Source organism: Corynebacterium sp. LK14, from assembly GCF_008042215.1.
GTDB classification, from domain to species: domain Bacteria; phylum Actinomycetota; class Actinomycetes; order Mycobacteriales; family Mycobacteriaceae; genus Corynebacterium; species Corynebacterium striatum.
The window spans coordinates 279851-304834 of record NZ_NOVQ01000006.1; the positions used below are offsets into that span (position 1 = coordinate 279851).

Sequence of the window (24984 nt, forward strand, 5' to 3'; positions counted from 1 at the left end):
TTTATACGTGGAATAATGTTTCCCGTGGCTGATAAGAAGAACATTTCCAACGTCCTGTCCTCTCGTTATGCTTCCGCTGAGTTGTCCAACATTTGGAGCCCGGAGCACAAGATCATCCTCGAGCGCCAGCTGTGGATCGCTGTCATGCGCGCGCAGAAGGATCTGGGAGTAGATATCCCCGCCGAAGCTATCTCGGCATACGAGTCCGTGATTGACCAGGTTGACCTCGAGTCCATTGCCGCTCGCGAGCGCGTCACGCGCCATGACGTCAAGGCCCGTATCGAGGAGTTCAACGCGCTAGCTGGCTACGAGCACATCCACAAGGGCATGACCAGCCGCGACCTCACGGAGAACGTCGAGCAGCTGCAGATTCACTCCTCCCTGCGCCTCATCCGTGATAAAGCCATTGCTGTGCTTGCCCGCATCGGCAAGCACGCCGCCGATTACCAGACACTGGTGATGGCAGGTCGTTCGCACAACGTTGCCGCCCAAGCCACCACATTGGGCAAGCGCTTTGCTTCCGCAGCTGACGAAATGCTGCTGGGCATCGAGCGCGTGGAGTCCCTGCTCGCGCGATACCCGCTGCGCGGCATCAAGGGCCCGATGGGCACCTCCCAGGACATGCTTGACCTGATGGGCGGTTCCGAGGACAAGCTTGCTTCCCTGGAGACCGCAATTGCGGATCACCTGGGCTTCCACCGCATCTTCAACTCCGTGGGCCAGGTCTACCCACGCTCCCTCGACTTTGACGCAGTTTCGGCTCTGGTGGAGCTCGGCGCTGGTCCGTCCTCGCTGGCTACCACCATCCGCCTCATGGCCGGCAACGAGACCGTGACCGAGGGCTTCAAGGAAGGCCAGGTTGGCTCTTCTGCAATGCCGCACAAGATGAATGCTCGTTCTTGTGAGCGCGTGTGCGGTTTCCAGGTCATCCTGCGCGGCTACCTGACCATGGTGGCCGATCTGTCTGGCCAGCAGTGGAACGAGGGCGACGTGTTCTGCTCCGTGGTTCGCCGCGTGGCACTTCCGGATGCGTTCTTCGCTCTCGATGGCCAGTTTGAGACCTTCCTGACCGTGCTGGACGAGTTCGGTGCTTTCCCTGCCATGATTAACCGCGAGCTCGAGCGCTACCTGCCGTTCCTGGCCACCACCCGCATCCTCATGGCCGCCGTGCGCGCTGGTGTGGGCCGCGAGACCGCACACGAGGTCATCAAGGAAAATGCCGTGGCAGTTGCACTCAATATGCGTGAAAACGGTGGCGAGCAGGACCTCGTCGAGCGCCTTGCAGCCGATGAACGTCTGCCGATGAACGCAGCGGATCTTGAGGCTGCCCTGGCCGATAAGCACGCCTTCATTGGCGCCGCGGAGTCCCAGGTCAATCAGGTTCTCACCCGCATCAACAACCTGGTCAGCGAGCACCCGAAAGCGGCCGCTTATACCCCAGGCGAGATTCTCTAAAAGCGAATTAGGATAGGACTCATGCGCCCAGGACTTTCTTCTTATAAGCACCTTGCTTCCGGCAAGGTCCGTGACATTTATGACGTTGACGAGAACACCTTGTTGATGGTCGTCTCCGACCGCATCTCGGCCTACGACCACTCCCTGGACCCGGCTATCCCGGACAAGGGTCGTGTTCTGACCGCGACGTCGAAGTTCTTCTTTGATTCCATTGACTTCCCCAACCACCTGGCGGGTCCGCTTGATGACGAGCGCATCCCAGAAGAGGTCTTGGGCCGTGCAATGGTGGTCAAAAAGCTCGACATGCTGCCTTTCGAGTGCGTCGCGCGCGGCTACCTTACCGGCTCGGGACTTAAGGAATATCAGGAGAGCGGCACCGTCTGCGGCATCGAGCTGCCCGAAGGCCTTAGCGAGGCCTCCCGCTTGCCAGAGCCGATCTTCACACCGGCCACCAAGGCGGAGCAGGGCGAGCATGATGAGAACGTGTCCTTTGACGCGGTCGTCGCCAAGCTGGGCAAAGAGCGTGCTGAGGAGCTGCGCGACGCCACCCTGCGCATCTACTCCGAGGCCGCCCGCATCGCGGAGGAAAAAGGCATCATCCTGGCCGATACCAAGTTCGAGTTCGGCCTGGATGAAAACGGCACCCTCATCCTCGCAGACGAGGTGCTGACCCCGGATTCCTCCCGTTACTGGCCGGCCGATACGTATGAAGAGGGCAAGGTTCAGCCTTCCTTTGACAAGCAGTACGTGCGTAACTGGCTGACCTCCCCGGAGTCCGGTTGGGATCAGGCTGCTGACACCACACCGCCTCGCCTGCCTGACGACGTCGTCGAGGCCACCCGTGCTCGCTACGTTGAGGCTTATGAGCGTCTTTCGGGAAACTCCTTCTAAGGCCTAATGGCAACGCTCGTGGTCTTTCGCTACAAGGGGCTTATCAAAGGTTTCTTCTAGCCGCAGATTGCGTAAAGTGGGGCGGCATGACTGAATTGACCCCGCCGATTGCCGCAAAACACCCCATCGCCCGCGATTTTCATGGACGTACGTTCGTGGATGATTACGAGTGGATGCGGAATAAAGAATCCGCAGAAACGCTCGATTATCTGCGCGCGGAGAATGCTTATACTGAGCAGGAGACTGCGCATCTTAAAGAGCTGACTGAGAACATCTTCCAGGAAGTAAAGTCGCGCGTGAAGGAAACGGACATGTCCGTGCCTTCGCGCAGGGGCCAGTACTGGTATTACGGCCGCTCTGTCGAGGGCAAGAACTATGGCATTAGCTGCCGCGTTCCGGTGGCCGAAGGTGCTGACCCGTGGACCGCTCCCGTTATTCCAGAAGAAGGCGCGCCTGAGGGCGAGGAAATCCTCTTAGATGCCAACGAGCTAGCAGAAGGCACCGAATTCTTCGCGATGGGTGCCTCCACCGTCTCTGACTCCGGCAACCTGCTGGCTTATTCCGTAGATACCGCTGGCGACGAGCGTTTTTCTCTGGTCATCAAGGACTTGCGTACCGGCGAGCTGCTCTCCGACCGCCTCGAAGGCATCTTCTACGGTGCGACCTGGGTGGGTGATGACTACATCTTTTACACCACGGTCGATGATGCCTGGCGCCCAGATACCGTCTGGCGCCACAAGGTGGGAACCGAGCAGTCCGAAGACGTGCAGGTCATGCATGAAGCCGACGAGCACTTCAATATCGGCGTCGGCAGTATTCGCAGCGAGAAGTACCTGTTCATCGTCATCGGGTCGAAGCTGACCTCAGAGACCTGGGTGCTGGATCGCACGGACCCGGAAGGCGAATTCCAGGTTCTGTGGCAGCGCGAAGCAGGCGTTGACTACGACGTCGACTATGCCGAGATAGACGGCCAGGCCTATTGGTTTGTTACCCACAACGCCTCAGGCCCGAACTTCACCCTGGTCACCACGCCGCTGGCCGTAGGGGAGGACCTCGCACCGCTCCGCGAGCTCGATGTGCTGATTCCGCATCGCGAGGATGTGCGCCTGGAAGGCGTGGATACCTATCGCGACCAGGTTGTCGTAGGCTACCGCCGCGGCGGCATCGGGCGTGCCGCAATCATGGATGTACGCCATGGTTGGTCCGATTTTAAAGAACTAAACTTCAACGAAGAGCTCTACACCGTGAGCGTTGGCGGCAACCCGGAATGGGATGCTCCGGTACTGCGCGTGAGCTACACCTCCTTCATCCAGCCTTCGCAGCTTTTCGATTACCGCGTTGAGACTGGCGAGTACACCGTGCTCAAGGAACAAGAAGTCCCGGGCGGTTACAACAAGGATGACTACGTTGCCTACCGCATGTGGACGCAGGCTTCCGACGGCACCCAGATTCCGGTCTCCATCGTGCACCGCGCTGATCTTGACCGCACCAAAGCTAATCCGACGCTTCTCTACGGATACGGCTCTTATGAGACCAGCATGGACCCATACTTCTCCGTCTTCCGTCTGTCATTGATGGATCGCGGCATGATCTTCGCCATGGCGCACGTCCGCGGCGGCGGCGAAATGGGCCGCACCTGGTACGACGACGGCAAGCTTTTGCAGAAAAAGAACACTTTCACCGACTTCATCGCGGTGGCCGATGACCTCATTGCGCGCGGTGTCACTACCGCAAATCAGATGGTGGCGGAAGGCGGCTCCGCCGGTGGCCTGCTGATGGGTGCGGTGGCGAACATGGCCCCGGACCGCTTCACGGCCATCCAGGCCTCTGTGCCCTTCGTGGACCCTCTGACTTCCATCCTGAAGCCGGAGCTGCCGCTGACGGTCATCGAGTGGGAAGAGTGGGGCGACCCGTACCACGACCCAGAGGTCTATGACTACATGAAGTCCTATGCGCCTTATGAGAACGTCACTGCGCAGAACTACCCGGACATTCTGGCGATTACCTCGCTCAACGACACTCGCGTGCTCTACGTGGAACCGGCGAAGTGGATTGCCAAGCTGCGTGATACCGCAAAGGGCGGGCAGTTCCTGCTCAAGACGGAGATGGTTGCCGGCCACGGTGGCGTTTCAGGGCGTTATGACAAGTGGCGCCAGAATGCCTTCGAGTACGCGTGGACCATTAACAAGGCCACGGGGCTGAAAGCCTAGAAGCTCTTCGCCGCGCGGACTCGCGGTGGCTGTGCGATAATTGCACTTATGCATGGCCACCTTCTAGTTTCGATTTCCAGCATCTTTTCTGACACGCGGAAGCAAACTAGTAACCTCCTCAAAGAACTAGACCGGGAAGAAATCCCGGTCTCTTTGCTGGTTGCCCCACACATTGATGGCAATTGGCACCTGGCCAAGGATGACAAGACCTTAGGCTTTCTCAAAGAGCAGGAATCCGCGGGTAGGTTGCTCATCCTGAATGGCTTCGACCAAGCGGTGCAAGGCCGCCGCGCTGAGTTTGCCAACCTCGACTCGCACGAGGCAGATCTTCGTTTGAAGGGTGCCACGCGGCAGATGGCCAAGCTGGGCTTTGAGCCGAGCATCTTTGCACCTCCACGCTGGCGTATGTCGCCTGGCACCTTGGAGGTCCTGCCGAACTTTGCTTTCGACGTCGCGGCCTCCACGCGCGGCATTCACGAGCTGCGCTCCGGCAAGTTCCACCAGACCCGCAACCTGTCCTTCGGCGAGGGCTTCGGCGCGGCGAAGTGGTGGCGCCGCAACATTATTCGCGCTGCGGAGCGCTCCGCGCTGCGTGGCAACACCGTGCGTCTTTCCATCTCCGGCCGCAACCTTAATGACAGGAAAGTGGTCTCGGACTTCATCAAGGCGGTTGACCGCGCCGCAAGCGCCGGAGCGCAGCCAGCGGACTACGGCGTCTTTTTGGCGAAGCGTTAAAAGCCTCCCGCGGAAGTGCATCCCAAGCGTGCACCGAAGGCACGCCGAACGCGCAAAAGCGCACAATTTGCCAAGCAATCCCGGAAAATCAGCAAATTTTGGCGCACTATTTGGCAAATTGTGCCCACGCGAGGCCTCGGCGCCAGTAATCCCCCGGACCAAACCACCCCCAACCCGCCGCCCTATAGAATTGGTTTTCGTTCCCCGCGGGAAATACTGTGGGCACTAAGTCGACTACCGAGTTAAAACTTGAGCTGAATGAAACTGGAGGCACGATGGTTCAGCGCGTGTACGTGGAAAATCGCGAGGGTGGGCATGCCGCGGCATTGTCGAAAGAGTACGGCGTCAAAGTGCGCCTGCTCAACCGCTATGACGTAGAGGGCACCACGGATGAGGAGTTCGCCACCGCGGTTCAGCTGGTTCTCTCCGAACCGCAGGTAGACACAACCTATTCCACGTTGGACGAGGCTGGCATCGACGGAGAGGTCCTCGCGGTCGAGCCGCTGCCTGGTCAGTTCGATCAACGCGCGGACTCCGCTGCGCAGTGTATTCAGTTCCTTTTTGAAAAGGAGCGCCCGCGCGTTCGCACCGCTGTGGTCTACGCAGTCGAGGGCGCCATTCCGGAGGCCATGCGCGCAGGCCTCATCAACCCGGTGGAGGCCCGCGAGGCTTCCCTGGAGCTGCCTGAGACGCTGGCACTGCAGGTGGCCACGCCCGCTGACGTGGAGACCCTTGAGGGCTTTACTGCGCTTTCCGACGCCGCCCTCCCCGAATTCGTCGCATCCCACGGCCTGGCCATGGACGCTGACGACGCCACCTTGATTCGTAACTACTTTGCTTCCGAAGACCGCGAACCCACCATCACCGAGCTCAAGGTGATCGACACCTACTGGTCCGATCACTGCCGCCACACCACTTTTGAGACGGTTCTCGACTCCATCACCTTCAACGAGCCAGCCGTCGAGGCTGCTTACCAGGACTACCTCGCAGCCCGTGAGTCCATCGGCCGCACCAAGCCGGTGACCCTGATGGACATGGGCACCATCGCGGGCAAGGTCCTGCGTGCCACGGGCAAGCTCGACGCCATGGACGTCTCCGAAGAGATCAACGCCTGCACCGTGCACGTCACCATCACCGTGGATGGCAAGGAAGAGCCATGGCTGCTGCTCTTTAAAAACGAGACCCACAACCACCCAACTGAGATCGAGCCTTTCGGTGGCGCCGCTACCTGTATCGGTGGCGCTATCCGTGACCCGCTGTCCGGCCGCGGCTACGTCTACGGCGCCATGCGCATCTCCGGCTCCGGCAACCCACTGGAGACCACCACGCGCGCGGGCAAGCTGCCGCAGAAGACCATCGCGCGCGTGGCCGCTGCCGGTAACTCCTCCTACGGCAACCAGATCGGCCTGGCCACCGGCCTCGTCGACGAGCTCTATCACCCGGGCTATGTGGCCAAGCACCTCGAGATGGGTGCAGTTGTCGCGGGCGCGCCAGCAGCCAACGTGCGCCGCGAGGTGCCGACCGCAGGTGACCTCGTGGTCTTGGTCGGAGGTGCAACCGGCCGCGACGGCATCGGCGGAGCCACCGGTTCCTCCAAGTCCCACACCGTGGAGTCGCTGACCACCGCGGGCGCGGAGGTGCAGAAGGGTAATGCGCCGGAGGAGCGAAAGCTGCAGCGTCTGTTCCGCAACCCGGAATTCTCCAAGCTCATCAAGCGCTGCAACGACTTCGGCGCCGGCGGCGTCGCCGTGGCTGTGGGTGAGCTGGCTGATTCCCTTGAGATCAACCTGGACGCCGTTCCAAAGAAGTACGAGGGCCTCGACGGCACCGAGCTGGCGCTGTCTGAGTCTCAGGAGCGCATGGCTACCGTGATTGAGGCAGGCGACGTCGACAAGCTCATCGCCCTCGCCAACGAGGAGAACCTCAACGCCGTGGTCGTTGCGGAGGTCACTGACTCTGGCCGCATGCGCATGCACTGGCGCGGCACCACCATCGTGGATCTCTCACGCGAGTTCCTCAACACCAACGGCGCGGACAAGCACGCCACCGCTGACGTCGCCCCTGCTGGTGATTGGCGCGGCGCGTCCCGTGAGTGGGCGTGCCAGGAGGACTTCAACGCGTCCTTCCTCGGCATGGCCTCTGACCTCAATGTTGCCTCCAAGCAAGGCCTCTCCGAGCGCTTCGACTCCACCGTCGGCGCGGGTACCGTGCTCATGCCTTTCGGCGGCACGCGTCAGGCCACCCCGATTCAGGCAATGGCCAACACCCTCCCGGCGCTGGGCGAGACCACCAACTGCTCCGTGATGTCCTGGGGCTACAACCCATACGTCACCGAGGCCAGCCCGTACCACGGCGCCTACCTCGCCGTTGTGGAGTCCGTGTCCAAGCTGATTGCCACCGGCGCCTCCTTCGATGAGACCTACCTGTCTTTCCAGGAGTACTTCGAGCGCATGGACTCCGCTGCGGCTTGGGGCAAGCCGGCCGCCGCGCTGCTGGGCACCATCAAGGCCCAGCTTGGCCTCGGCGTCGCCGCGATTGGCGGCAAGGACTCCATGTCCGGAACCTTCGAAGAGCTGCACGTTCCACCAACGGTTATTTCGGTTGCCGTCAGCCACGACGACGCGGGCAACATGGTCCCTAACCACTTCAAGGCCGCAGGCCACCAGGTGACGCTGCTTTCGCCTGCGCTTGCCGACGCCTCCGATACCGCCCTCGCCGGCCTGCCTACCCCAGAGTCGCTGGTGGAGAACTTCCGTACCGTGACTGAGCTGCTGCGCTCAGGCAAGGTCGTCTCCGCGTACACCCCCGGCTTTGGCGGCCCTGCCGAGTCAGTCCTGAAGATGGGCTTGGGTGAGGGCATCGGCTTCGCCTTCGCTGACGACGCCCCTCTCTACGATTACGCCTACGGCGCCTTCGTCCTCGAGTGGGCAGAAGGCCAGGAGCCCGTTGCCGGCTCTGCCCTGGGTACCACCACCGCTGGCGGCTTCAGCTACCGCGGCGCGGAGGTCAGCTTTGCTGACGCTGAGGCTGCCTACTTGGGCACCCTGGAAGAGATTTACCCGACCACGGTGGAGCAGGCTGGCTCTGTTGACCTCGGCGCTGCTGCTAAGGGGGAGACGGTCGCACGGACTATCACCCCGACCTTCGGTGGGGCAAAGGCCACGGCGCTCATCCCGGTCTTCCCGGGCACCAACTGCGAGTACGACTCTGCGGCAGCGCTGCGTCGCGCGGGTATCGAGTCTGAGATCCTCGTGGTGCGCAACCGCACCCCTGAAGACATCGCCGAGTCCGTGGACCGCATGGCGGCTGCACTGGACCGCTCGCAGATGCTCTTCCTGCCGGGCGGCTTCTCCGGTGGTGACGAGCCGGATGGCTCCGCGAAGTTCATCACCTCCTTCCTGCGCAACCCGTCCCTGTCCGCAGGCGTGCAGGGCCTCCTCGACGAGCGCGGCGGCCTCATCCTGGGCATCTGCAACGGCTTCCAGGCGCTCATCAAGCTCGGCCTGGTTCCGTTCGGAGCCATCTCTAAGCCAGGCACTGAGACCCCGACCCTGACCTTCAACAGCATCGGCCGCCACCAGTCGCGCATCTCCCGCGTCCGCGTGGTCAACAACGATTCGCCATGGCTGTCCAAGGTCAATGAAGGCGACGTCTTCTCCGTCCCGATTTCGCATGGCGAGGGGCGCATCACCGCTGGTGAATCCGAGTGGGAGCGCCTAAAGGCAGCTGCCGTTACCCAGTACGTCGACGCTGCATGCAACCCGCTGATGGATATCTCTGTGAACCCGAACGGTGGCCTCTTCGCGCTGGAGGGCATCATGTCCGAGGACGGCCGCGTCCTGGGCAAGATGGGCCACTCTGAGCGCATCTCGCCGTCGACGTACAAGAACGTGCCGGGCGAGTACGACATGTTGCTCTTTGAGTCCGCGGCGGACTTCTTCCGCAAGTAGTTCCGAGCCCGGACTGGCCTGACGCGTGCCGAAGGCCAGCCGGTTTGGTCCTCCTGGTTGGGTCCCATTCCTTGGCTCCCTTTGCTAGCAAAGGGAGCCTTTTTCATCCCATAACACAAAACTCCACTCGCAATAGGACCCAACCAATGGGACCCAAAGACGGGGACCCAACCGGTGTGGGAGCCTCAGAGCGAGCGATGGTCTGTGCTCAGCTGATCTTCATCTGTTGCTCGAACCAGCCGAAGGAGTGCGCGCCCTGGTCAGTGGAGACAGCTCCTGGGGCATCCGGTTTATGCGCTCTTGGCCGCCCTGTACACCTGGCAAGAGATAGAAGCTCGGGCGTGGCTGGTCACCACCGGGGAGCAGAACATTGTTGGAGATACCCTTGAACCCCTGAGGTTAGGCCCGTATAGTTACGGAAACGTAAGTTTAGTGTTGAGGCTAAATAGATTCCCAAAGTAAGGCTTTCTTGATGGCGATCCAACATAGGGTCACGACCCCCGACGAAAAATGCGAAAACGGCGCTTTAGAAAAACTCATTGAGCGCCGCTATTTCGTGGCAGACCGCGGCGAACGCCCACTAACGCGTGGGTGGGGTCACCTCTTCGCGGCTATTGTTTCCGTGATTGCCTCCACTGTCTTAATTACGTTTGCGTGGATGAGCATCTCGTGGGACCAGGCGCTTGCAGTGACCGTTTATGGCGTTGGGGTGGTGGGGCTCTTCGGCGTTTCGGCCCTCTATCACCGTTGGCCATGGCCCACCGCGCGGGCGGTGCGATGGTGGCGGCGCGCTGACCATGCCACCATCGCGGTGTTTATTGCTGCCACCTATACGCCGCTCTGTGCGATTGTGCTTGAGCCGGTCCAGGCTGCTTGGATGCTGGGCATAGCGTGGGTTGGCGCAATTATGGGCGTCATCCTGAATCTGGTGTGGATTGACCACCCACGCTGGCTCGATGTGGTGGTGTACCTGGCCTTGGGATGGTTGGTCTTACCTTTGATTCCAACGTTGTGGACTGAGGCGGGACCCGCTGTGGTGTGGTTGCTGTTCGCAGGCGGCGTCATCTATTCCGTGGGCGCGTTGGCCTATGGCTTTAAATGGCCAGGCCGCAACGCCCGGTGGTACGGCTACCACGAGCACTTTCACACGGCAACTATCGCCGCCGCCGTTGTGCACATGGTCGCCGTCTGGATGGTCGTTGCGGCCTAACTAGTGGTGCGCCGCTTTAGTTAGTGGCGAAGCGGGTCCACGCCTGCCTCGGTGAGCATCGGAATGTTGGATGCCTCGGACGGGATGCCGAAGGCGTCTACCAAGACCACCGACCAGGGCGCCAGGGAATCGACGAGGTCGTTGATGGCGGCGCGAGCAGCCTTCATACGGCCTGCGGGAAGCAGGTTGTGCTCCTGATACCAACCGGCGTGCTCGACCAGCGTGGACAGAACGAACAGGTGACGTAGCTGCTCGAAGACCTGGCGAGCCAGCGAACCCTCTTCCAGGCGCTCCTCTGCTTCGATCATGGCCTGGACCAGCAGGGTATCCACGCGGGCCCAACCAGCCGCGATGAGGTGGTCCTGGCACTTGTCCACGATGGCGGCCGCCTGCACCTTATCCGCCTTGCGGGCTGGCTGGATGCGGCGCACGAGGGAGAAGAGCACGGACTGGGCGCGATCGTCGATGAGCTTGGCCTGGTACACGGCGTCGAAAAGCGATGCCTCATTCGGGTTCACCAAGTCCACCAGCCCCTGCAAGCGAGTGGTGAAGCCGGTGCGGCGGCGGACCACCTCGGTGGCGGTTGTCGCGGCGTAACGCACGGTGTCCCATGGGGACATGTCGTTCATCGCGCGGCCATATGCCGTGAGTAGATTCTTGCCCACCATCTGGATGAGGACGGTGTTGTCGCCCTCGAAGGTGGCGCAGACATCGGAGTCGGCACGGTAGGTGGTCAGGCGGTTCTCCGACATGTAGCCGGCGCCGCCGCAGGCCTCACGGCATTCTTGAATGGTGCGGATGGCGTGCTGGGTTTGCGCTGCTTTGATGGCGCCGGCGAGGGACTCCATCTCGCGGGAGGCGAACTTCTGCTCCTCATCCGGGGTGGTCACGGACCATGTGCCGGACTCCTGCTGGTCGTTCATTTCCTGGTAGCGCTCCAGGATCTGGTTGTGGAGCAGGTGCAGCGCATAGGTACGTGCGAGCGGGATGAGCAGGCGGCGGCGGTGCTGGCGGTGATCGATGAGACGCTTTTCGGAACCGGTTGCGCCTTCGAACTGGCGACGTCGGTTGGCGTAGCGCAGTGCAATATCCAACGAGGCTTCAGTCGCGGCACCGGCAGCGCCCGCCACGCCCATGCGGCCGCGGATGAGCGTGCCCAGCATGGTGAAAAAGCGGGCGTTGGGATTCTCAATAGGGGAGGTGTACTTGCCTTTCTCGTCGACATCGGCGAACCGGTTGAGCAGGTTTACACGGGGAACCCGGACATTGTCGAAGCGCAATGTGCCGTTGTCCACGCCGACCAGGCCGCCCTTGTGGCCGTGGTCGCCCAAGGTGACACCCGGCAGGGAGTTACCCTCTTCGTCGCGAATCGGCACGATGATGGCGTGCACGCCGTGGCTGCGGCCATCGCTGCCCGGGGTGTAGAGCTGTGTAAAGACCACTGCAGCGCGGCCGTCCTTTGCGGCGTTGCCGATGTAGTTCTTTACCGCGGTGTCCTTTGGAGTGTTGATGATGAACTCATCAGTCTCCGGATCATAGGTAGCGGTAGTCTCCAGGGACTGGACGTCAGAACCGTGACCGCGCTCGGTCATGGCGAAGCAACCAGGTAGCTCAAGGCTGCTTGCCTTTTCTACCCATTCGAGGTGGCGTTCGGTGCCCAGCTGGTCGAGCGCACCTCCCCACAGGCCCCACTGCACGCCGGACTTGATGGCCAGGGAACCGTCGGCCCATGCCAGGCCTTCCAGAGTGAAGGTGGAAAGAATCGGCTTGCCCGGACCGCCATTGTCGCGGCGCAGTCCCTTTTGGAAGCCGCCGAAGTCGCGGACCTTTGCAAGGTTGTTAAAGGTGTGCTCGCGCTGCTCGGCAACCGAGAGCTCAGGACGTGGGAAGAGGCTTGGATCGTCGATGAATTCGCGCAACTCGTGGCGGAAAGAGGCGTGTGGGCCGTCGAGAAGCGCTCCCAGCTCGGTGGCCACGGAAGGCTTCGGAGTGGTGGGCAGGCGGCCTGGGCTGCGCGGCTCGGCTTGGGCCGGTGCAGAACGGGCGTCGCCGCGGCCAGGGTTTTGTTCCTTGTTGGAGTCTCTGCTCAGAGTCTTGGTGAGTGCCATGATGGGTTTCCTTAATTGATTGGAGAGTTTGGGCAGGTGGTCTCGTTGGTGTTCTAGTGCTCGACGATGGCCGCCACGCCCTGGCCGCCGGCTGCGCAGATGGAAATCAGAGCGCGGCCGCCGCCGTTTTCTTCCAGAATCTTGGCGGTGGTGGCCAGGATGCGGGTGCCGGTTGCGGCGAACGGGTGGCCCGCTGCCAAGGAGGAGCCCTTTACGTTGAGCTTGGTGCGGTCGATGGGGCCGAGCGCGCCGGGCAGTCCGAGACGCTCGCGGCAGTAGGTCTCATCTTCCCAGGCAGTCAGCGTGGCCAGTACCTGGGAGGCAAATGCCTCGTGGACCTCATAGAAGTCGAAGTCCTGCAGGCTGAGGCCGTTGCGCTCAAGCAGGCGAGGAACCGCGTAGGTCGGTGCCATAAGCAGGCCGTCGCCGCCGTGGATGAAGTCCACTGCAGCGGTCTCGGAGTCCACCAGGTAGGCAAGCGGTTCGAGGTTATGCTGTGCGGCCCAGTCCTCGTTGCCAAGCAGCGCCACTGAGGCGCCATCGGTAAGCGGTGTGGAGTTTCCTGCAGTCATCGTGGCCTGGGTGCCGTGCTGCTGGGCGTCGCGCTTGCCGAAGACTGGCTTGAGTTGTCCGAGCTTTTCCAAGGTGGAGTCCGCGCGCAGGTTGGTGTCGCGGTTGACGCCCAAGAAGCCGGTGGTCAGGTCAGTAAAAAAGCCCTCTTCCCAGGCCTGGTGTAGCTTCTGGTGGGACTCCAACGCCAGCTGGTCTTGGTCGGCGCGGGTGACCTTCAACTCGCGGGCGGTGATGGCTGCATGGTCACCCATGGAAAGGCCGGTGCGTGGCTCGCCGTTCTGGGGCTGCTCCGGCGCCAGCTGTCCCGGGCGAATGGAGCCAATGAGCTGTGCACGCTGGGCCACGGTCTTGGCGCGGGAGAGGTTAATGAGGGTCCGGCGCAGAGAGTCGTTGACGGCGAGCGGTGCGTCCGAGGTGGTGTCGGTGCCACCCGCGATGCCGGAGCTGATGCGGCCCTGGGCGATGGCGTCACCGACGTGGATGGCCGCTGCCAGCGAGGTGCAGCATGCCTGCTGGAGGTCGATGGCTGGGGTAGTGGAGTCGAGCGCAGAACCCAGAACCACCTCACGGGTGAGGTTGAAATCGCGGGAGTGCTTGAGAACCGCGCCGGCGGCGACGAGTCCTAGGCGCTCGTCGTGCAGTCCATAGCGGGCGACGAGGCCGTCGAGCGCGCTCGTCAGCATGTCTTGGTTGGAGGCATGCGCGTATTCCTTGTTGGAACGAGCGAACGGGATGCGGTTGCCGCCTAGGATTGCTACGCGGTGCGAAGTGGTGGTCATTGCGACTCCTTGGTGGGAAATCCTTGCTAGGAACGTGCTAGGAAAAAGTTTTCACTCAAATGCTCTACATCACAGGCTGAATGATATTGTTAGTTCTATCACTTAATTAACTAAACTTGCAAGCTACTACATAAAGGCTTGCAACCTTGTTAAGGGAAGGAATTTAAATGCCAAAAATTAACTTCGCCGAGAAACTGATCAACTCCCCTGTCGCCGCCAAGGCAGGCGTGCCGCAGGGGTATCCATTGCGCCGCTTCACCCCCGGCGAGCCGGCTCTCGACGGCCCGGTTGTCATCGGAGCAGCAGGGGAGGGGCGCATCGCCACATTCCTTAACTCGCAGCTCGCGGTGGACTATCAGCTGTTGTCCGTGACTGCGGAGTCCAAGCGCGCAGCGCTCGTCTTCGACGTCACCGGGATCTGCAAGCTCGAACAGTTGCGCGAGCTCTACGACTTCTTCCACCCGCAGCTGCGCAACCTCACCGCCAACGCGCGCCTGCTGGTCATCGGCACCACCCCGGAGGCCGCCGATACCGTCGACGCCCGCATTGCGGCCCGTGCCCTCGAAGGCTTCACGCGCTCCCTCGCAAAAGAAATGCGGAAGGGCGGCACCGTAAATCTGGTGTGGGTCGACCCGGCAGCCACCGCTGAGGTGGAGTCCACCGTGCGCTTCTTCCTCTCCGGCAAGTCAGCGTTTGTGGACGGCCAGGTGGTTCGCGTTAAGGCTGGTTCTGGCGGCAAGGACCATGATTGGTCCGCCCCATTGGCTGGCCGTTTAGCCGTGGTCACGGGCGCTGCGCGCGGAATCGGAGCCACCATCGCGGAGGTCTTCGCTCGCGATGGCGCAGACATTATTTGCATCGATATTCCGGGCGCCAGCGAGCACCTCAGCGCCACTGCCAACAATGTGAAGGGCACGGCGCTGCCGCTCGACGTCACGGATGCCGGTGCCGCCGCGGCCATCGCCAAGCATGCGCAGGATCGCTACGGCCGCGCCATCGACGTTATCGTCCACAACGCCGGCATCACTCGCGACAAGCTGCTGGCCAACATGAACGAAGGCCAGTGGGATGCAGTGTTGGCCGTCAACCTCCTGGCACCGGTGCGCATCACCGAGAAGCTCATCGAAAATGGTGACCTCGCCCCGGGCGCAGCCGTTGTGGGCGTGTCCTCCATGGCGGGTATTTCCGGAAACCGCGGCCAGACCAACTACGCCACCACCAAGGCGGGCGTCATCGGGCTTGTCGACGCCCTCCAACCGCTCCTCGCCGAGTCCGGTTCCACTATTAACGCGGTGGCCCCTGGCTTCATCGAGACCGCGATGACCGCCGCCATGCCTACCGGCCCGCGCGAGATTGGCCGCCGAATCAACTCGCTGCAACAGGGCGGCCAGCCTGTCGACGTCGCTGAGACCGTGGCTTACTTCGCGGCCGCCTCCTCCGCGGCCGTTTCCGGCAATACCGTCCGCGTCTGCGGCCAGAACATGATGGGAGCCTAAATGACTGCGCTCAACGTAGTGAACCTGCCCGCCGTTCCGGAGCTCAGCGAGCTCTACCGCAAGCAGGTGACTAAAGCGGTTCCCGCCATGGTGCCGGGCCTAAAACCCAAACGCACAATCGATGACCCGGCAACCGCCTTCCGTGTTGATGACGTCTGCATCGATCCCATTCACCTCGCCCGCTACTGCCAGGCAGTGGGATTCCGCCTTGGCAACGAAGCGCCGGTGACTTACCCCTACGCCCTGGCCTTCCCCTTAGCGGTGAAAGTAATGGACTCACCGGGTTTCCCATTCCCCGCGATGGGTATCGTGCACCTGTCCAACAAGATTGAACAGTTCCGCCCCCTCCATGTCGAGGACACGTTCACCATCAATGTCCACGCGGAAAACCTTCGCCCGCACCGCAAGGGTTTGGTCCTGGACATGATTACGTCCATCTACGTCGAGGACGTGTTGGTCTGGCAGCAGACCTCCGCCTTCCTAGGCCCTGGCGCCAAGTTCTCTTCCTCCACCCCAGAAGAAGTTGCATCCCGCCCAGAAGCCACGCGCTTCCTGCCGCAGCCGCAGGCCCCAGCTGCCGGAACCAACCCCGTTTCGACCCTCCGCTTTAGCCCCGAGCCCACCAAGGTCTATGCGGAAGCGTCCGGCGATAAGAACCCGATTCACACCTCACGGGCGGGCGCCAAGCTCTTTGGCTTCCCCAATACCATTGCCCACGGCATGTACACGCATGCCTCGATGCTCACCGCACTGGAGGGGCGGCTCCCCGAAGCCGTCCGCGTCCAAGCCGACTTCTACAAGCCGGTCATTCTTCCCGCGTCCACCGCGCTCTTTGCCAGCGCGCACGACCGTGCGTGGACGCTCGAACTACGCAAGGCCAAGGACGTCGACAAGCTGCACGTGGCAGCCGCCGTCGAATCGCTCAGCTAATCAGCACCTAGCTGGGCTCACCGCATGGCTAGTCTAGGTGCTGGTGCTGCGGTGCCACCACGAGCGGCTTCGGGGAGTATTGTCCGCGCAGGTTACGCAGAATGCCGGCGTGCTCCCACAGCGCCTTGTCTTCGGCCGTCTTCGGCGTGAACTGGCGTGCTGCAATCGGCTGCCAGTCCGCGTCCATCGCCATGTAGGACACCGTGGCGTGGATGGCGGTCTCCAAGTTCTGACGTCCGCCGCGTGGGTTGCCTGAGCGCACGTGAATGGACATCTGCATTGAGCGGGCGTCGGTTCGCATCATGCGGGCGTCGACCTCGATGAGGTCACCGATGGAAATCGGGCGGTAGAAGCGAATGCCGCCGGCGTAGACTGCCACGGTGTGCTCGCCGGACCACTCCATGGTGCAGGCAGCGCCCGCCTCATCGATCCACTCCATTGCCGTGCCGCCGTGGACCTTGCCGCCCCAGTTGACGTCGGTCGGCTTGGCCAGGAAGCGGTTGATCATGCGCGGGGCGTCGGAAGGCCCGTCATAAGTCTGCTTCTCCATCTCTTCCTCGATGGCCTTGCGCAGCTCAATGCGGGATTCCGCGGCTTCCCACACGCGGCGGTGATCGTCGGAGGAAGGTTCAAAGGAAGGAACTGGGGTGGACTTGCCGGTTTCCGGGTCCTTGGCCACGAAGATGACCAGGCAGTCGCACGCGCGGGTGAAGATGCCGTCGCGCGGATCGGCAGATAGCACCTCGTTCACGATGTGCATCGAAGAACGGCCCGTCATTGCGATGCGCGAGCGCACCTCTACCAGGTGGCCCGAAGGGATCGGGCGAGTGAAGTGAATGTGTCCCACATAGGCGGTCACGCAGTACATTCCGGACCACTGCACCGCGCATGCGTACGCGGCCTTATCGATCCACTCTAGGACGCGGCCGCCGCCAATGCCCTGCGCACCAGCGATGGTCATGTCCGTGGGCGCCGCCATGAATCGAAGCGTGATCGATGGCGACTTTGCGGTTTCAGTATTCTCTTGTTCCGGAAGGGTAAGTGACATGCATAGAAAGTTATCAGGGAGGCCGAATTAGCGCATGAAAAATAAGGTAGACCCAGCGGCCACGCGCGCTGCCGTAGTGGCGGTCCAAGACTGGATAAAACGCCCCGATGAGGTGGAAAAACCAGGTAGGGCATTGCTTGCCGACGCCGTCCGTCGCACCGCCCGCACCCTCGAAGCCGACGCGCCGGGGCACTCGGTGGAACTGCGGGTGCCCCCATTCGTGGCAGTCCAGTGCATCGAGGGTCCCCGTCATACCCGCGGCACTCCACCCAATGTGGTGGAGACCGACGCTTTGACATGGTTGCAGCTGGCTACAGGCTTGCTCAGCTGGGAGGACGCCGTTGGCGCAGCTCAGGTGGATGCCTCTGGCTCGCGCTCAGGGGAAATCGCTGCATGGTTGCCCATCATTCCGTTAGTTTCTACCGGCCACAACGGCTAGGATTGCAGCCGTGGTAGCTGAACTAACTCCCCATATCACCAATCTCGATGATCGCAGCGAGACCGAACCGCGCGAGGAATGCGGTGTCTTTGGCGTCTGGGCCCCGGGCGAAGAAGTATCGAAGTTGACCTACTTCGGTCTGTTTGCACTGCAGCACCGCGGCCAGGAGGCTGCCGGTATCGCTGTGGGTGATGATGACAGCATCGTCGTATTCAAAGACATGGGCCTCGTGGCCAACATCTTTGATGAATCCATCCTCGCGTCCCTGCAGGGCAACGTCGCCGTGGGACACACGCGCTACTCTACTGCGGGCGGTAAGGAATGGTCCAACGTGCAGCCCATGTTCGGCACCTCGCCGAGCGGCGTCGATATCGCGCTGGGCCACAACGGCAACCTGGTCAACTACCTTGAGCTGCGCGCTGAGGCAATCGAGCGAGGGCTCATTAAGCCGCATGAAGAGTCGGTTTCTGACTCCATGTGCTTGTCCATGCTGCTTGCCGACGGCGTGAGTGAGGACGTTAGCGTCTTTGAATCGGCGCGCGCCCTGCTCCCTCGTGTTAAAGGTGCATTCTGCCTGACCTTTACTGATGGCCACACTCTCTACGCTGCGCGCGACCCGCACGGCGTGCGCCCGCTGGTGCTGGGCCGTTTGCCAAAGGGCTGGGTCGTGGCTTCGGAGACTTGTGCGCTCGACATCGTCGGCGCGCAGTTCATCCGCGAGATTGAACCGGGCGAGCTCATCTCCATCAACGAGGCGGGCATCCGCTCGGAGAAGTTCGCGGAGCCAACTCACCACGGTTGCGTCTTCGAGTACGTCTACCTGGCACGTCCTGATACCGACATCAAGGGCCGTTCGGTGAACGCGACGCGTGTGGAAATTGGGCGTCGTCTAGCGCGGCAATACCCGGCCCCAGATGCGGACCTAGTCATTCCTGTGCCTGAGTCTGGCAACCCGGCGGCCGTGGGCTATGCCCGCGAGTCCGGCATCACCTTCGCGCACGGCCTGGTGAAGAATGCGTACGTTGGTCGCACCTTCATTCAGCCCACACAGACCCTGCGCCAGCTGGGCATCCGCCTGAAACTGAACCCGTTGCGCGAGGTCATCGAGGGCAAGAGTCTCGTGGTGGTGGATGACTCCATCGTCCGAGGCAACACCCAGCGTGCGCTCATCCGCATGCTGCGTGAGGCAGGCGCTGCCGAGGTGCACGTGCGCATCGCCTCGCCACCGGTGAAGTGGCCGTGCTTCTACGGCATTGACTTCGCCTCCCCGGGCGAGCTCATCGCTAATGCCAACCCGTCTGATGACCCGGAAGTAGTCTGCAAGACTATCTGCGACGCCATCGGTGCGGACTCCCTCGGCTTCGTCTCCATTGAGGAGATGGTCGCCGCGACCGAACAGCCGCAACACGAGCTGTGCACCGCTTGCTTTGACGGTGTCTACCCACTCGGCCTCCCGGCCGGCAACCCGAATGCTGAGGCCGTGCGCTCCGTGCTCGGCTCTGAATCTTAAAAGACTTGAAGGACTCAACAATGAGCGAGAACACTTACGCCGCAGCAGGCGTCAGCATCGAAGAAGGCGACCGTGCCGTTACCCTGTTTGCCCCGCACGCAAAGCGTGCCTCCCGCCCGGAGGTCGTGGGTGGTCTCGGCGGTTTCGCCGGCCTGTTCAAGCTGGGCGATTACAAGGAGCCGGTCCTGGCCGCGGGTTCCGACGGCGTGGGCACCAAGCTGGCTGTGGCGCAGGCCATGGACAAGCACGACACCATCGGCATCGACCTCGTGGCAATGTGTGTGGATGACCTCGTGGTCTGTGGCGCTGAGCCGCTGTTCCTGCAGGACTACATCGCTGTGGGCAAGGTCGTGCCGGAGAAGGTCGCGGAGATCGTGAAAGGTATTGCTGAGGGCTGCGTCCAGGCTGGCGCTGCGCTCCTCGGTGGTGAGACCGCTGAGCACCCGGGCGTAATGGATCCGGAGGAGTACGACGTTTCCGCAACTGCAGTCGGCGTTGTTGAGGCTGACTCCATCCTGGGCCCGGACAAGGTCCGCGACGGAGACGTCCTCATCGCCATGGCTTCCTCTGGTCTGCACTCTAACGGCTACTCCTTGGCTCGTTACGTCCTGCTGGAGCAGGCTGGTCTGCCTCTCGACGGTCACATCGAAGAGCTTGGCCGTACCCTGGGCGAGGAGCTGCTTGAGCCGACCCGCATTTACGCCAAGGACTGCCTGGCGCTGACCGCTGAGTGCAACGTTTCCACCTTCTGCCACGTCACTGGCGGTGGCCTGGCTGGCAACTTGGAGCGCGTTATCCCTGAGGGCCTGACCGCTGAGGTCAACCGCTCTACGTGGACCCCAGGCCAGATTTTCAAGACCATCTCCTCCGTGGGCAAGGTTTCCCTCGAAGAGATGGAGAAGACCTTCAACATGGGCGTTGGCATGATTGCGGTTGTCTCCCCGGAGGACCGCGAGCGCGCTATGGCCATGATGGCTGCCCGCCACGTCGATGCCTGGGAGTTGGGCACCATTCGCGCTGCGGGCGAGGGTGAAGCTCGCGTCATCATGAATGGTGAGCACCCGAACTTCTAAGCCCGTCCAACCACTTCTGCTTTCGGCCTTCCAGTCTCTGCCACATCGCGGTGGAGGAGGGGAGGCCGTTTGTGGTTTGCCATTTGGGGCGTCTGTCCCGCGGCCGCCAAATGCAGTCGGAGCCTAGTGTGGCTCCAAATGGTGAGGTTGCACTGTAATCACTGTGACTGCAGTGGGCTCCTGGGGCGGGTGACGCCTCACCTCACCATTTGTTCCTCACCATTTGGAAATGCCGGCCGAGGGAAGGCCGAGGGAAGGCCGAGGGAAGGCCGAGGGAAGGCCGAGGGAAGAGCAGGGGCGGCTCAGGCAGACCAGGGAAGAGGCCGTGAAGAGCAGGACAGTGCGGGTAAGAGCAGGGCAACGCGGGAAAGAGCCGGACAGCGGCCAAAGCAAAGGGCCGCAACCGCGCGAAGCGGCTGCGGCCTACAGCTGGAGTTCCAGCGGCGAAAAGGAAAGCGCCTTAGCGCTTGCCCTCGTCGTCTTGGTCGTCTTCGTCCCACTCGTCGACGTAGTCGGCATAAGGATCTTCGTCCTCATAATCGTGGGAGTTATTCGGGTTTTGGGAGGCGAGCTCCCGCTGGAGCGAATCCAGATCCATTTCGGGCGAATTGTACTTCAGCTGGCGTGCAACTTTGGTCTGCTTTGCCTTTGCGCGTCCGCGTCCCATGTGCATGACCCCCTTGAGGTGAGTAGGGCGTTCCAGGGATTCTTGGACGCCCCATCGGCTTAAATCTAAAAGTGAATCTTCCTGTTAGACACAATAGCCTGTGTGACGAAAAAATTCCGAACCACCCCCTAGTTATTGCAAAAGTAGTGGTATAACTCGCCTCTTTCGGCCATTGAGTTAGCGGCCACGCAGCTTTTCCACGGCCGCGCGCCCAGCCTTGGCCCCTTCGTCGGTAGGCAAGGAGTCCTCTTCCACAGACGCGGCAACGTCGCCGATCGTTAGCTGACCGCCCGTGAGCGCGGAACGCTTGATCAATGCCAGGGCAATCGGGCCATAGTCGCAGTCATCGACAATGGTGCCCAGTCGGCCCACGCGGCGCCCGCCCAGGGTTACCTCGTCACCAATCGCAGGCCGGTTTGGAGCCGAGCCATCGAGGTAAAGCATCACCAGCAAGCGCGGGGAACAGCCGAGGTTCTCCACGCGGGCCACGGTTTCCTGCCCGCGGTAGCAACCCTTGTCCAAGTGCACAAAGGCCGGTCCCTGCGAGCGGCGAATCCAGTGCGGTACCTCATGCGCGATTGCTTTGTCGTCCAAGTCCGCGGCGAGCTCAGGTTCCAACGCGCGCACGCGCTCCGCGGTAAATGCCATCAACCCCACGAGGGTTCCGCCGGCTGCCTCCAGCTCGGCCACGGCCTCACCGAGGCGCGAGCGCGGAATCAGGTGGTCGGTGCGATGGGGCCCGCGCCATACGACGTCCCGGGAAAGTACCGCATCAGCCGGTGCGGGAAGCGCTTCGCCCAGCACAGTCACCACGGCTAGCTCCGCCTCTTCCACGGTTACCTGGGACCAGAAGATCATCTTGGTCAAAAAGCTCAGCAGCGAATCGAACTGCGCTGCAGGCACGTCGAGATAGAACGCATCCTCGACACGGGAGAGGTCTACCTGGTGGAGCACGCGGCCCTGCATATCGAGGTCGAGTGCGCCGGCGTGAAAACCGGAGGAGACGTCGTCTAGCTTCTGCGAAAGCAGATTGTTTAGGAACGTTGCGGCTTCAGGTCCCGCAACTTTGATGACGCGGCGCTGGGATCGGTCCACAATTGCGGAACCGGTCTCTACTGATCGCTGCTCCACGAGCGGATCGCCATAGTGCCAGGCGATACCGACGGCGTCGACAAGCGTGGCGTCTTGGATTTCTGATGCGCCGGGGCGCTGAAGAAGTGGCGAAGAATAACTCACGGGTTCCGATGGTAGGGCATAATGAAAAATATGGAGTTCACGCCTCGAAAAGAGCCGGTCATCTACGTTGTTGAGCCTTATGGCGGCTCGGTGCGCAAGCATTTGCCGTCGTTGCCGCTCGTTTATTGGGATGACGCCGCAGTTACCCGGGGAGACGGAATCTTTGAGTCTCTGCTTATCCGAGATGGCAAGGCCGCGAACCTCGCGCGCCATGGCCAACGTTTTATTAACTCGGCGCTGGCTCTCGAGCTGCCCGAGCCGCAGTTGGAGAAGTGGGAAGAGGCCACCAACCTGGCTATCGCCGACTATTTCGGGCCTGATGGCCAAGGCGAGGCCAAGTGCACCTGGACCTATACCCGCGGGCGCGCCTCGACCGGACACCCCACCGCGTGGGTAGTGGTGCAGCCCATCGACGCCAAGATTATTGAGCAGCGTGCCAAGGGAGTGAAGGTCATGACCACACCGCGGTTGTGGCAGGTGGCTGAGGAGCTTCCCGCCAAGACCCTGAACTACGCGGCCACAATGGCCACGCTGCGCCTGGCGCGAGGCAAGGGCTTTGAGGACGTGATCTTCACCGACCCGGAGACGGGCTTGGTGCTGGAGGGCGCGACGTCGACAGTCGTGGCGGTACGCGGTGACAAGCTGCGTACCCCGGCGGGCAAGGGAATCCTGCCGGGCACTACCCAGGCCGCGCTTTTCGAGTACGCCACGGAAAAGGGCTATCGCTGCAAGGCCAAGGAGATCACCCCTGGATACCTGGAGCGCTCTGACTCTGTGTGGTTGGTCTCCTCGGTACGTACCGCTGTGCGCGTGACTAACCTTGATGGGACAAGGCTAAAGGCCCCAGATAACGCTGCGGAAATCCGGGACCTCTTGGATGCTGCTCTGGCGCGTTAGCCTGCCACGCGGGTGAGCTCAGCGGACATGTAAGGGCGCATCTCGCCGTCGACCATGCGCTCGTCTACCCAGCCGAGGTTGTTGTTCGGCATCAAGCCGTACATGCGCTTGCCCGGGCCAAAGTTCTTCGGGCCCATCTCCGTGACCATGGTGGAGGCGGATTCCAGCTGCCATGCACGCTCGTTGAAAGGCTCGCCGTAGAAGATTTCCACGATGCCGTTGGAAGAGGTGTAGGTCATTTCGATCTCGTCCTTGAGCGAGATGCGCCAGAAGCCGCTTTCACGGATATCCGCGCCGCTTGGCTTGCCTTCGGAATCGATGCGCCAGGTGCGAGAACTAAAGGTGAGGTAATTTTCGCCGTCGTGGCTCACGATGAGCTGCTGGCCAAAGCTGTACTGCTCGCCGGTGGTGTCATGTGCTTGGCCTTCGCCCTGCCATACGCCCACGAGGGGAAGGAGAGCCAGCAGGCCGTCGTGCAGGGAAGGACCCTGGCGCAGGTTAGCGGTCTCTTGCGCGAGTGGGTTCTCCACGATGTCTACTGCAGGGATATTGCGGGAAGCTGCGTCTTTCCACGCCTCCGCGGCGTGGTTTACGGCGTCGTTGCCGTTGATCTTCTGGGTGCTATTTTCGTTGCTATTTTCGCTCATGACGCACCAGCCTAGTCGTCTATGTACGTCAACAACCACTAGGCTGGTTCGCTGTGCGAGTACTAGCAATTTCAAATCCGAACTCGACTTCTCAGAGCGATGCCTTGTTCCGGCAGGTCATTCCGCTGCTTCGCGACGTCGAAGGCGCTCACATGCGCATGCAGTTCACCCATTACGCGGGGCATGCGGAGGAGATCGTGCGCGGAATGACACGCACCGATTTTGACGCCATCGTGGTCTTTGGCGGCGACGGGACCGTTAACGAGGTGGTCAACGGCCTGTTGGGGCCGGCTGACCGAAAGGACCGTCCGCGACCTGAAGAGCTTCCTGTCCTCGGCGTAGTTCCCACCGGTTCCGCGAACGTCTTTGTGCGTGCACTGGGAATTCCCAATACCCCGGTGGAGGCGGCCCACGTCTTGGCTCGCCTCATGGAGCGCGACACCCGCCGCAAGATTCACCTGGGTACGTGGAACGACCGTTGGTTTGCGGTCAACGCTGGTTTTGGTTTGGACGCCGACGTTCTTGCCCGAGTCGATCGCGCACGAGAGATGGGCTTTTCGGCCACGCCGCTGCGCTACCTCGCGGTTTCCGCGCAGGCTTACCTGCGGGCGCGCGTCATCCCACCGGAGATTTCCGTGCACGCGGTCAGCCGCGCAGGTGAGAAATTCACCGCCCACAAGGTCCCGCTGATGTTTACCTCGAATACCAACCCATGGACGTTCCTGGGCCCGCTTCCCGTGGTAACCAACCCGCGCAACTCCTTCGACGCGGGCCTGGGGCTATTTGGGGTTTCTGACTTGGGCGGCATCCATGGCCTAGTGGGCATGCTGCACCTGATGGGCGTGGACCGTCGGCGCTTGCTGTCCAAGATCACGCAGGCGCGTGCGCTGCAGTTCGACGATGCACAATCGGTTGATTTGGAGACGCCAACTCCGAAGCGCTTCCAAGCCGACGGCGAGTCCGTGGGCAAGTTCACCGAGGTGCACCTGGAATCGGTGGCAGATGCCATCGAGGTCTTCGCGCCCCTGCAGCCGCGCCCGCCCCACGAGCGGAGCGTGCGAGAGATTCTGCGCGACTTGATTCGCATCAAGTAGGCGCTGCCAGGCAACCGAGTCGCTAGTCCGCGAGCC

At 61.9% G+C, this 24984-nt stretch carries 19 protein-coding genes; 13 read left to right on the forward strand and 6 right to left on the reverse strand.

Going from position 1 to position 24984, the window contains the following annotated elements:
* Positions 1-15: 15 nt before the first annotated feature.
* The 6 genes from purB (at position 16) to CHU71_RS02620 (ending at position 10451) form a co-directional block, all read left to right on the forward strand.
* A complete protein-coding gene (gene purB, locus CHU71_RS02595) occupies positions 16-1455 on the forward strand; it encodes an adenylosuccinate lyase (RefSeq protein WP_005531323.1) in 1440 nt (479 codons plus the stop codon).
* Positions 1456-1476: 21 nt separating this feature from the next.
* Positions 1477-2346 carry a phosphoribosylaminoimidazolesuccinocarboxamide synthase gene (locus CHU71_RS02600; RefSeq protein WP_147760087.1) on the forward strand — a complete coding sequence of 290 codons (870 nt, stop codon included), beginning with the start codon at positions 1477-1479 and terminating at the stop codon, positions 2344-2346.
* Between the two features lie 86 nt (positions 2347-2432).
* Positions 2433-4556 carry a S9 family peptidase gene (locus CHU71_RS02605; protein ID WP_147760088.1) on the forward strand — a complete coding sequence of 708 codons (2124 nt, stop codon included), beginning with the start codon at positions 2433-2435 and terminating at the stop codon, positions 4554-4556.
* Between the two features lie 48 nt (positions 4557-4604).
* The gene (locus CHU71_RS02610) at positions 4605-5291 is read left to right on the forward strand and encodes a DUF2334 domain-containing protein (RefSeq protein ID WP_049192112.1); all 687 of its coding nucleotides are present in this window, start codon (positions 4605-4607) and stop codon (positions 5289-5291) included.
* Positions 5292-5578: 287 nt separating this feature from the next.
* Positions 5579-9241 carry a phosphoribosylformylglycinamidine synthase gene (locus tag CHU71_RS02615; protein WP_255456378.1) on the forward strand — a complete coding sequence of 1221 codons (3663 nt, stop codon included), beginning with the start codon at positions 5579-5581 and terminating at the stop codon, positions 9239-9241.
* 472 nt (positions 9242-9713) lie between these two features.
* The gene (locus CHU71_RS02620) at positions 9714-10451 is read left to right on the forward strand and encodes a hemolysin III family protein (RefSeq protein ID WP_147760090.1); all 738 of its coding nucleotides are present in this window, start codon (positions 9714-9716) and stop codon (positions 10449-10451) included.
* Positions 10452-10471: 20 nt separating this feature from the next.
* Here the strand turns inward: CHU71_RS02620 and CHU71_RS02625 are convergent, their stop codons facing one another.
* Together CHU71_RS02625 and CHU71_RS02630 are read right to left on the reverse strand one after the other, a co-directional pair.
* Positions 10472-12559: an acyl-CoA dehydrogenase family protein gene (locus CHU71_RS02625; RefSeq protein ID WP_147760091.1), complete on the reverse strand. Its 2088-nt coding sequence runs from the start codon at positions 12557-12559 to the stop codon at positions 10472-10474.
* A 53-nt stretch (positions 12560-12612) separates the two neighbouring features.
* Positions 12613-13911 (reverse strand): acetyl-CoA C-acetyltransferase, encoded by a 1299-nt coding sequence (locus tag CHU71_RS02630; protein WP_147760092.1) that lies wholly within the window; start codon positions 13909-13911, stop codon positions 12613-12615.
* Positions 13912-14078: 167 nt separating this feature from the next.
* Between CHU71_RS02630 and CHU71_RS02635 the strand changes: the two genes are divergently transcribed.
* Positions 14079-15407: a 3-oxoacyl-ACP reductase gene (locus CHU71_RS02635; protein WP_147760093.1), complete on the forward strand. Its 1329-nt coding sequence runs from the start codon at positions 14079-14081 to the stop codon at positions 15405-15407.
* Positions 15408-16337: a MaoC/PaaZ C-terminal domain-containing protein gene (locus tag CHU71_RS02640; protein WP_147760094.1), complete on the forward strand. Its 930-nt coding sequence runs from the start codon at positions 15408-15410 to the stop codon at positions 16335-16337.
* 28 nt (positions 16338-16365) lie between these two features.
* Here CHU71_RS02640 and CHU71_RS02645 read toward each other — a convergent pair whose 3' ends face one another.
* A complete protein-coding gene (locus tag CHU71_RS02645) occupies positions 16366-17385 on the reverse strand; it encodes an acyl-CoA thioesterase (protein ID WP_046646036.1) in 1020 nt (339 codons plus the stop codon).
* 34 nt (positions 17386-17419) lie between these two features.
* Here CHU71_RS02645 and CHU71_RS02650 point away from each other — a divergent pair, with 34 nt between their 5' ends.
* From CHU71_RS02650 to purM, 3 genes are read left to right on the forward strand one after another with little or no spacing between them, the layout of a single operon-like run.
* Complete coding sequence (locus CHU71_RS02650) at positions 17420-17824, forward strand: sterol carrier family protein (RefSeq protein WP_070419958.1); 405 nt, start codon at positions 17420-17422, stop codon at positions 17822-17824.
* A 10-nt stretch (positions 17825-17834) separates the two neighbouring features.
* Complete coding sequence (purF, locus tag CHU71_RS02655; RefSeq protein ID WP_147760095.1) at positions 17835-19334, forward strand: amidophosphoribosyltransferase; 1500 nt, start codon at positions 17835-17837, stop codon at positions 19332-19334.
* A 20-nt stretch (positions 19335-19354) separates the two neighbouring features.
* Positions 19355-20407, forward strand: coding sequence for a phosphoribosylformylglycinamidine cyclo-ligase (purM, locus tag CHU71_RS02660; protein ID WP_147760096.1), 1053 nt, complete (start codon positions 19355-19357; stop codon positions 20405-20407).
* A gap of 460 nt (positions 20408-20867) precedes the next feature.
* Here purM and CHU71_RS02665 read toward each other — a convergent pair whose 3' ends face one another.
* Positions 20868-21074 (reverse strand): DUF3073 domain-containing protein, encoded by a 207-nt coding sequence (locus CHU71_RS02665; RefSeq protein ID WP_034657466.1) that lies wholly within the window; start codon positions 21072-21074, stop codon positions 20868-20870.
* A gap of 177 nt (positions 21075-21251) precedes the next feature.
* Positions 21252-22310, reverse strand: a complete 1059-nt coding sequence (locus CHU71_RS02670) for a folate-binding protein YgfZ (RefSeq protein ID WP_147760097.1) — start codon at positions 22308-22310, stop codon at positions 21252-21254.
* 30 nt (positions 22311-22340) lie between these two features.
* Between CHU71_RS02670 and CHU71_RS02675 the strand changes: the two genes are divergently transcribed.
* On the forward strand, positions 22341-23207 hold the full coding sequence (locus CHU71_RS02675; RefSeq protein WP_370450476.1) for an aminodeoxychorismate lyase: 867 nt from the start codon (positions 22341-22343) through the stop codon (positions 23205-23207).
* Here CHU71_RS02675 and CHU71_RS02680 read toward each other — a convergent pair.
* Entirely contained in the window at positions 23204-23854 is a 651-nt protein-coding gene (locus tag CHU71_RS02680) for an FABP family protein (RefSeq protein WP_147760098.1), read from the reverse strand. The genes CHU71_RS02675 and CHU71_RS02680 overlap by 4 nt on opposite strands.
* 53 nt (positions 23855-23907) lie before the next feature.
* On the opposite strand from CHU71_RS02680, the gene CHU71_RS02685 reads away from it, so the two are divergent.
* Complete coding sequence (locus CHU71_RS02685; protein WP_070419953.1) at positions 23908-24948, forward strand: diacylglycerol kinase family protein; 1041 nt, start codon at positions 23908-23910, stop codon at positions 24946-24948.
* The last annotated feature ends 36 nt before the right edge of the window (positions 24949-24984 follow it).

Coding starts and splice junctions, on each gene's coding strand:
- purB (WP_005531323.1), top strand. CDS start 16: ATGTTTCCCGTGGCTGATAAGAAGAACATTTCCAACGTCCTGTCCTCT.
- CHU71_RS02600 (WP_147760087.1), top strand. CDS start 1,477: ATGCGCCCAGGACTTTCTTCTTATAAGCACCTTGCTTCCGGCAAGGTC.
- CHU71_RS02605 (WP_147760088.1), top strand. CDS start 2,433: ATGACTGAATTGACCCCGCCGATTGCCGCAAAACACCCCATCGCCCGC.
- CHU71_RS02610 (WP_049192112.1), top strand. CDS start 4,605: ATGCATGGCCACCTTCTAGTTTCGATTTCCAGCATCTTTTCTGACACG.
- CHU71_RS02620 (WP_147760090.1), top strand. CDS start 9,714: ATGGCGATCCAACATAGGGTCACGACCCCCGACGAAAAATGCGAAAAC.
- CHU71_RS02625 (WP_147760091.1), bottom strand. CDS start 12,559: ATGGCACTCACCAAGACTCTGAGCAGAGACTCCAACAAGGAACAAAAC.
- CHU71_RS02630 (WP_147760092.1), bottom strand. CDS start 13,911: ATGACCACCACTTCGCACCGCGTAGCAATCCTAGGCGGCAACCGCATC.
- CHU71_RS02635 (WP_147760093.1), top strand. CDS start 14,079: ATGCCAAAAATTAACTTCGCCGAGAAACTGATCAACTCCCCTGTCGCC.
- CHU71_RS02640 (WP_147760094.1), top strand. CDS start 15,408: ATGACTGCGCTCAACGTAGTGAACCTGCCCGCCGTTCCGGAGCTCAGC.
- CHU71_RS02645 (WP_046646036.1), bottom strand. CDS start 17,385: ATGTCACTTACCCTTCCGGAACAAGAGAATACTGAAACCGCAAAGTCG.
- CHU71_RS02650 (WP_070419958.1), top strand. CDS start 17,420: ATGAAAAATAAGGTAGACCCAGCGGCCACGCGCGCTGCCGTAGTGGCG.
- purM (WP_147760096.1), top strand. CDS start 19,355: ATGAGCGAGAACACTTACGCCGCAGCAGGCGTCAGCATCGAAGAAGGC.
- CHU71_RS02665 (WP_034657466.1), bottom strand. CDS start 21,074: ATGGGACGCGGACGCGCAAAGGCAAAGCAGACCAAAGTTGCACGCCAG.
- CHU71_RS02675 (WP_370450476.1), top strand. CDS start 22,341: ATGGAGTTCACGCCTCGAAAAGAGCCGGTCATCTACGTTGTTGAGCCT.
- CHU71_RS02680 (WP_147760098.1), bottom strand. CDS start 23,854: ATGAGCGAAAATAGCAACGAAAATAGCACCCAGAAGATCAACGGCAAC.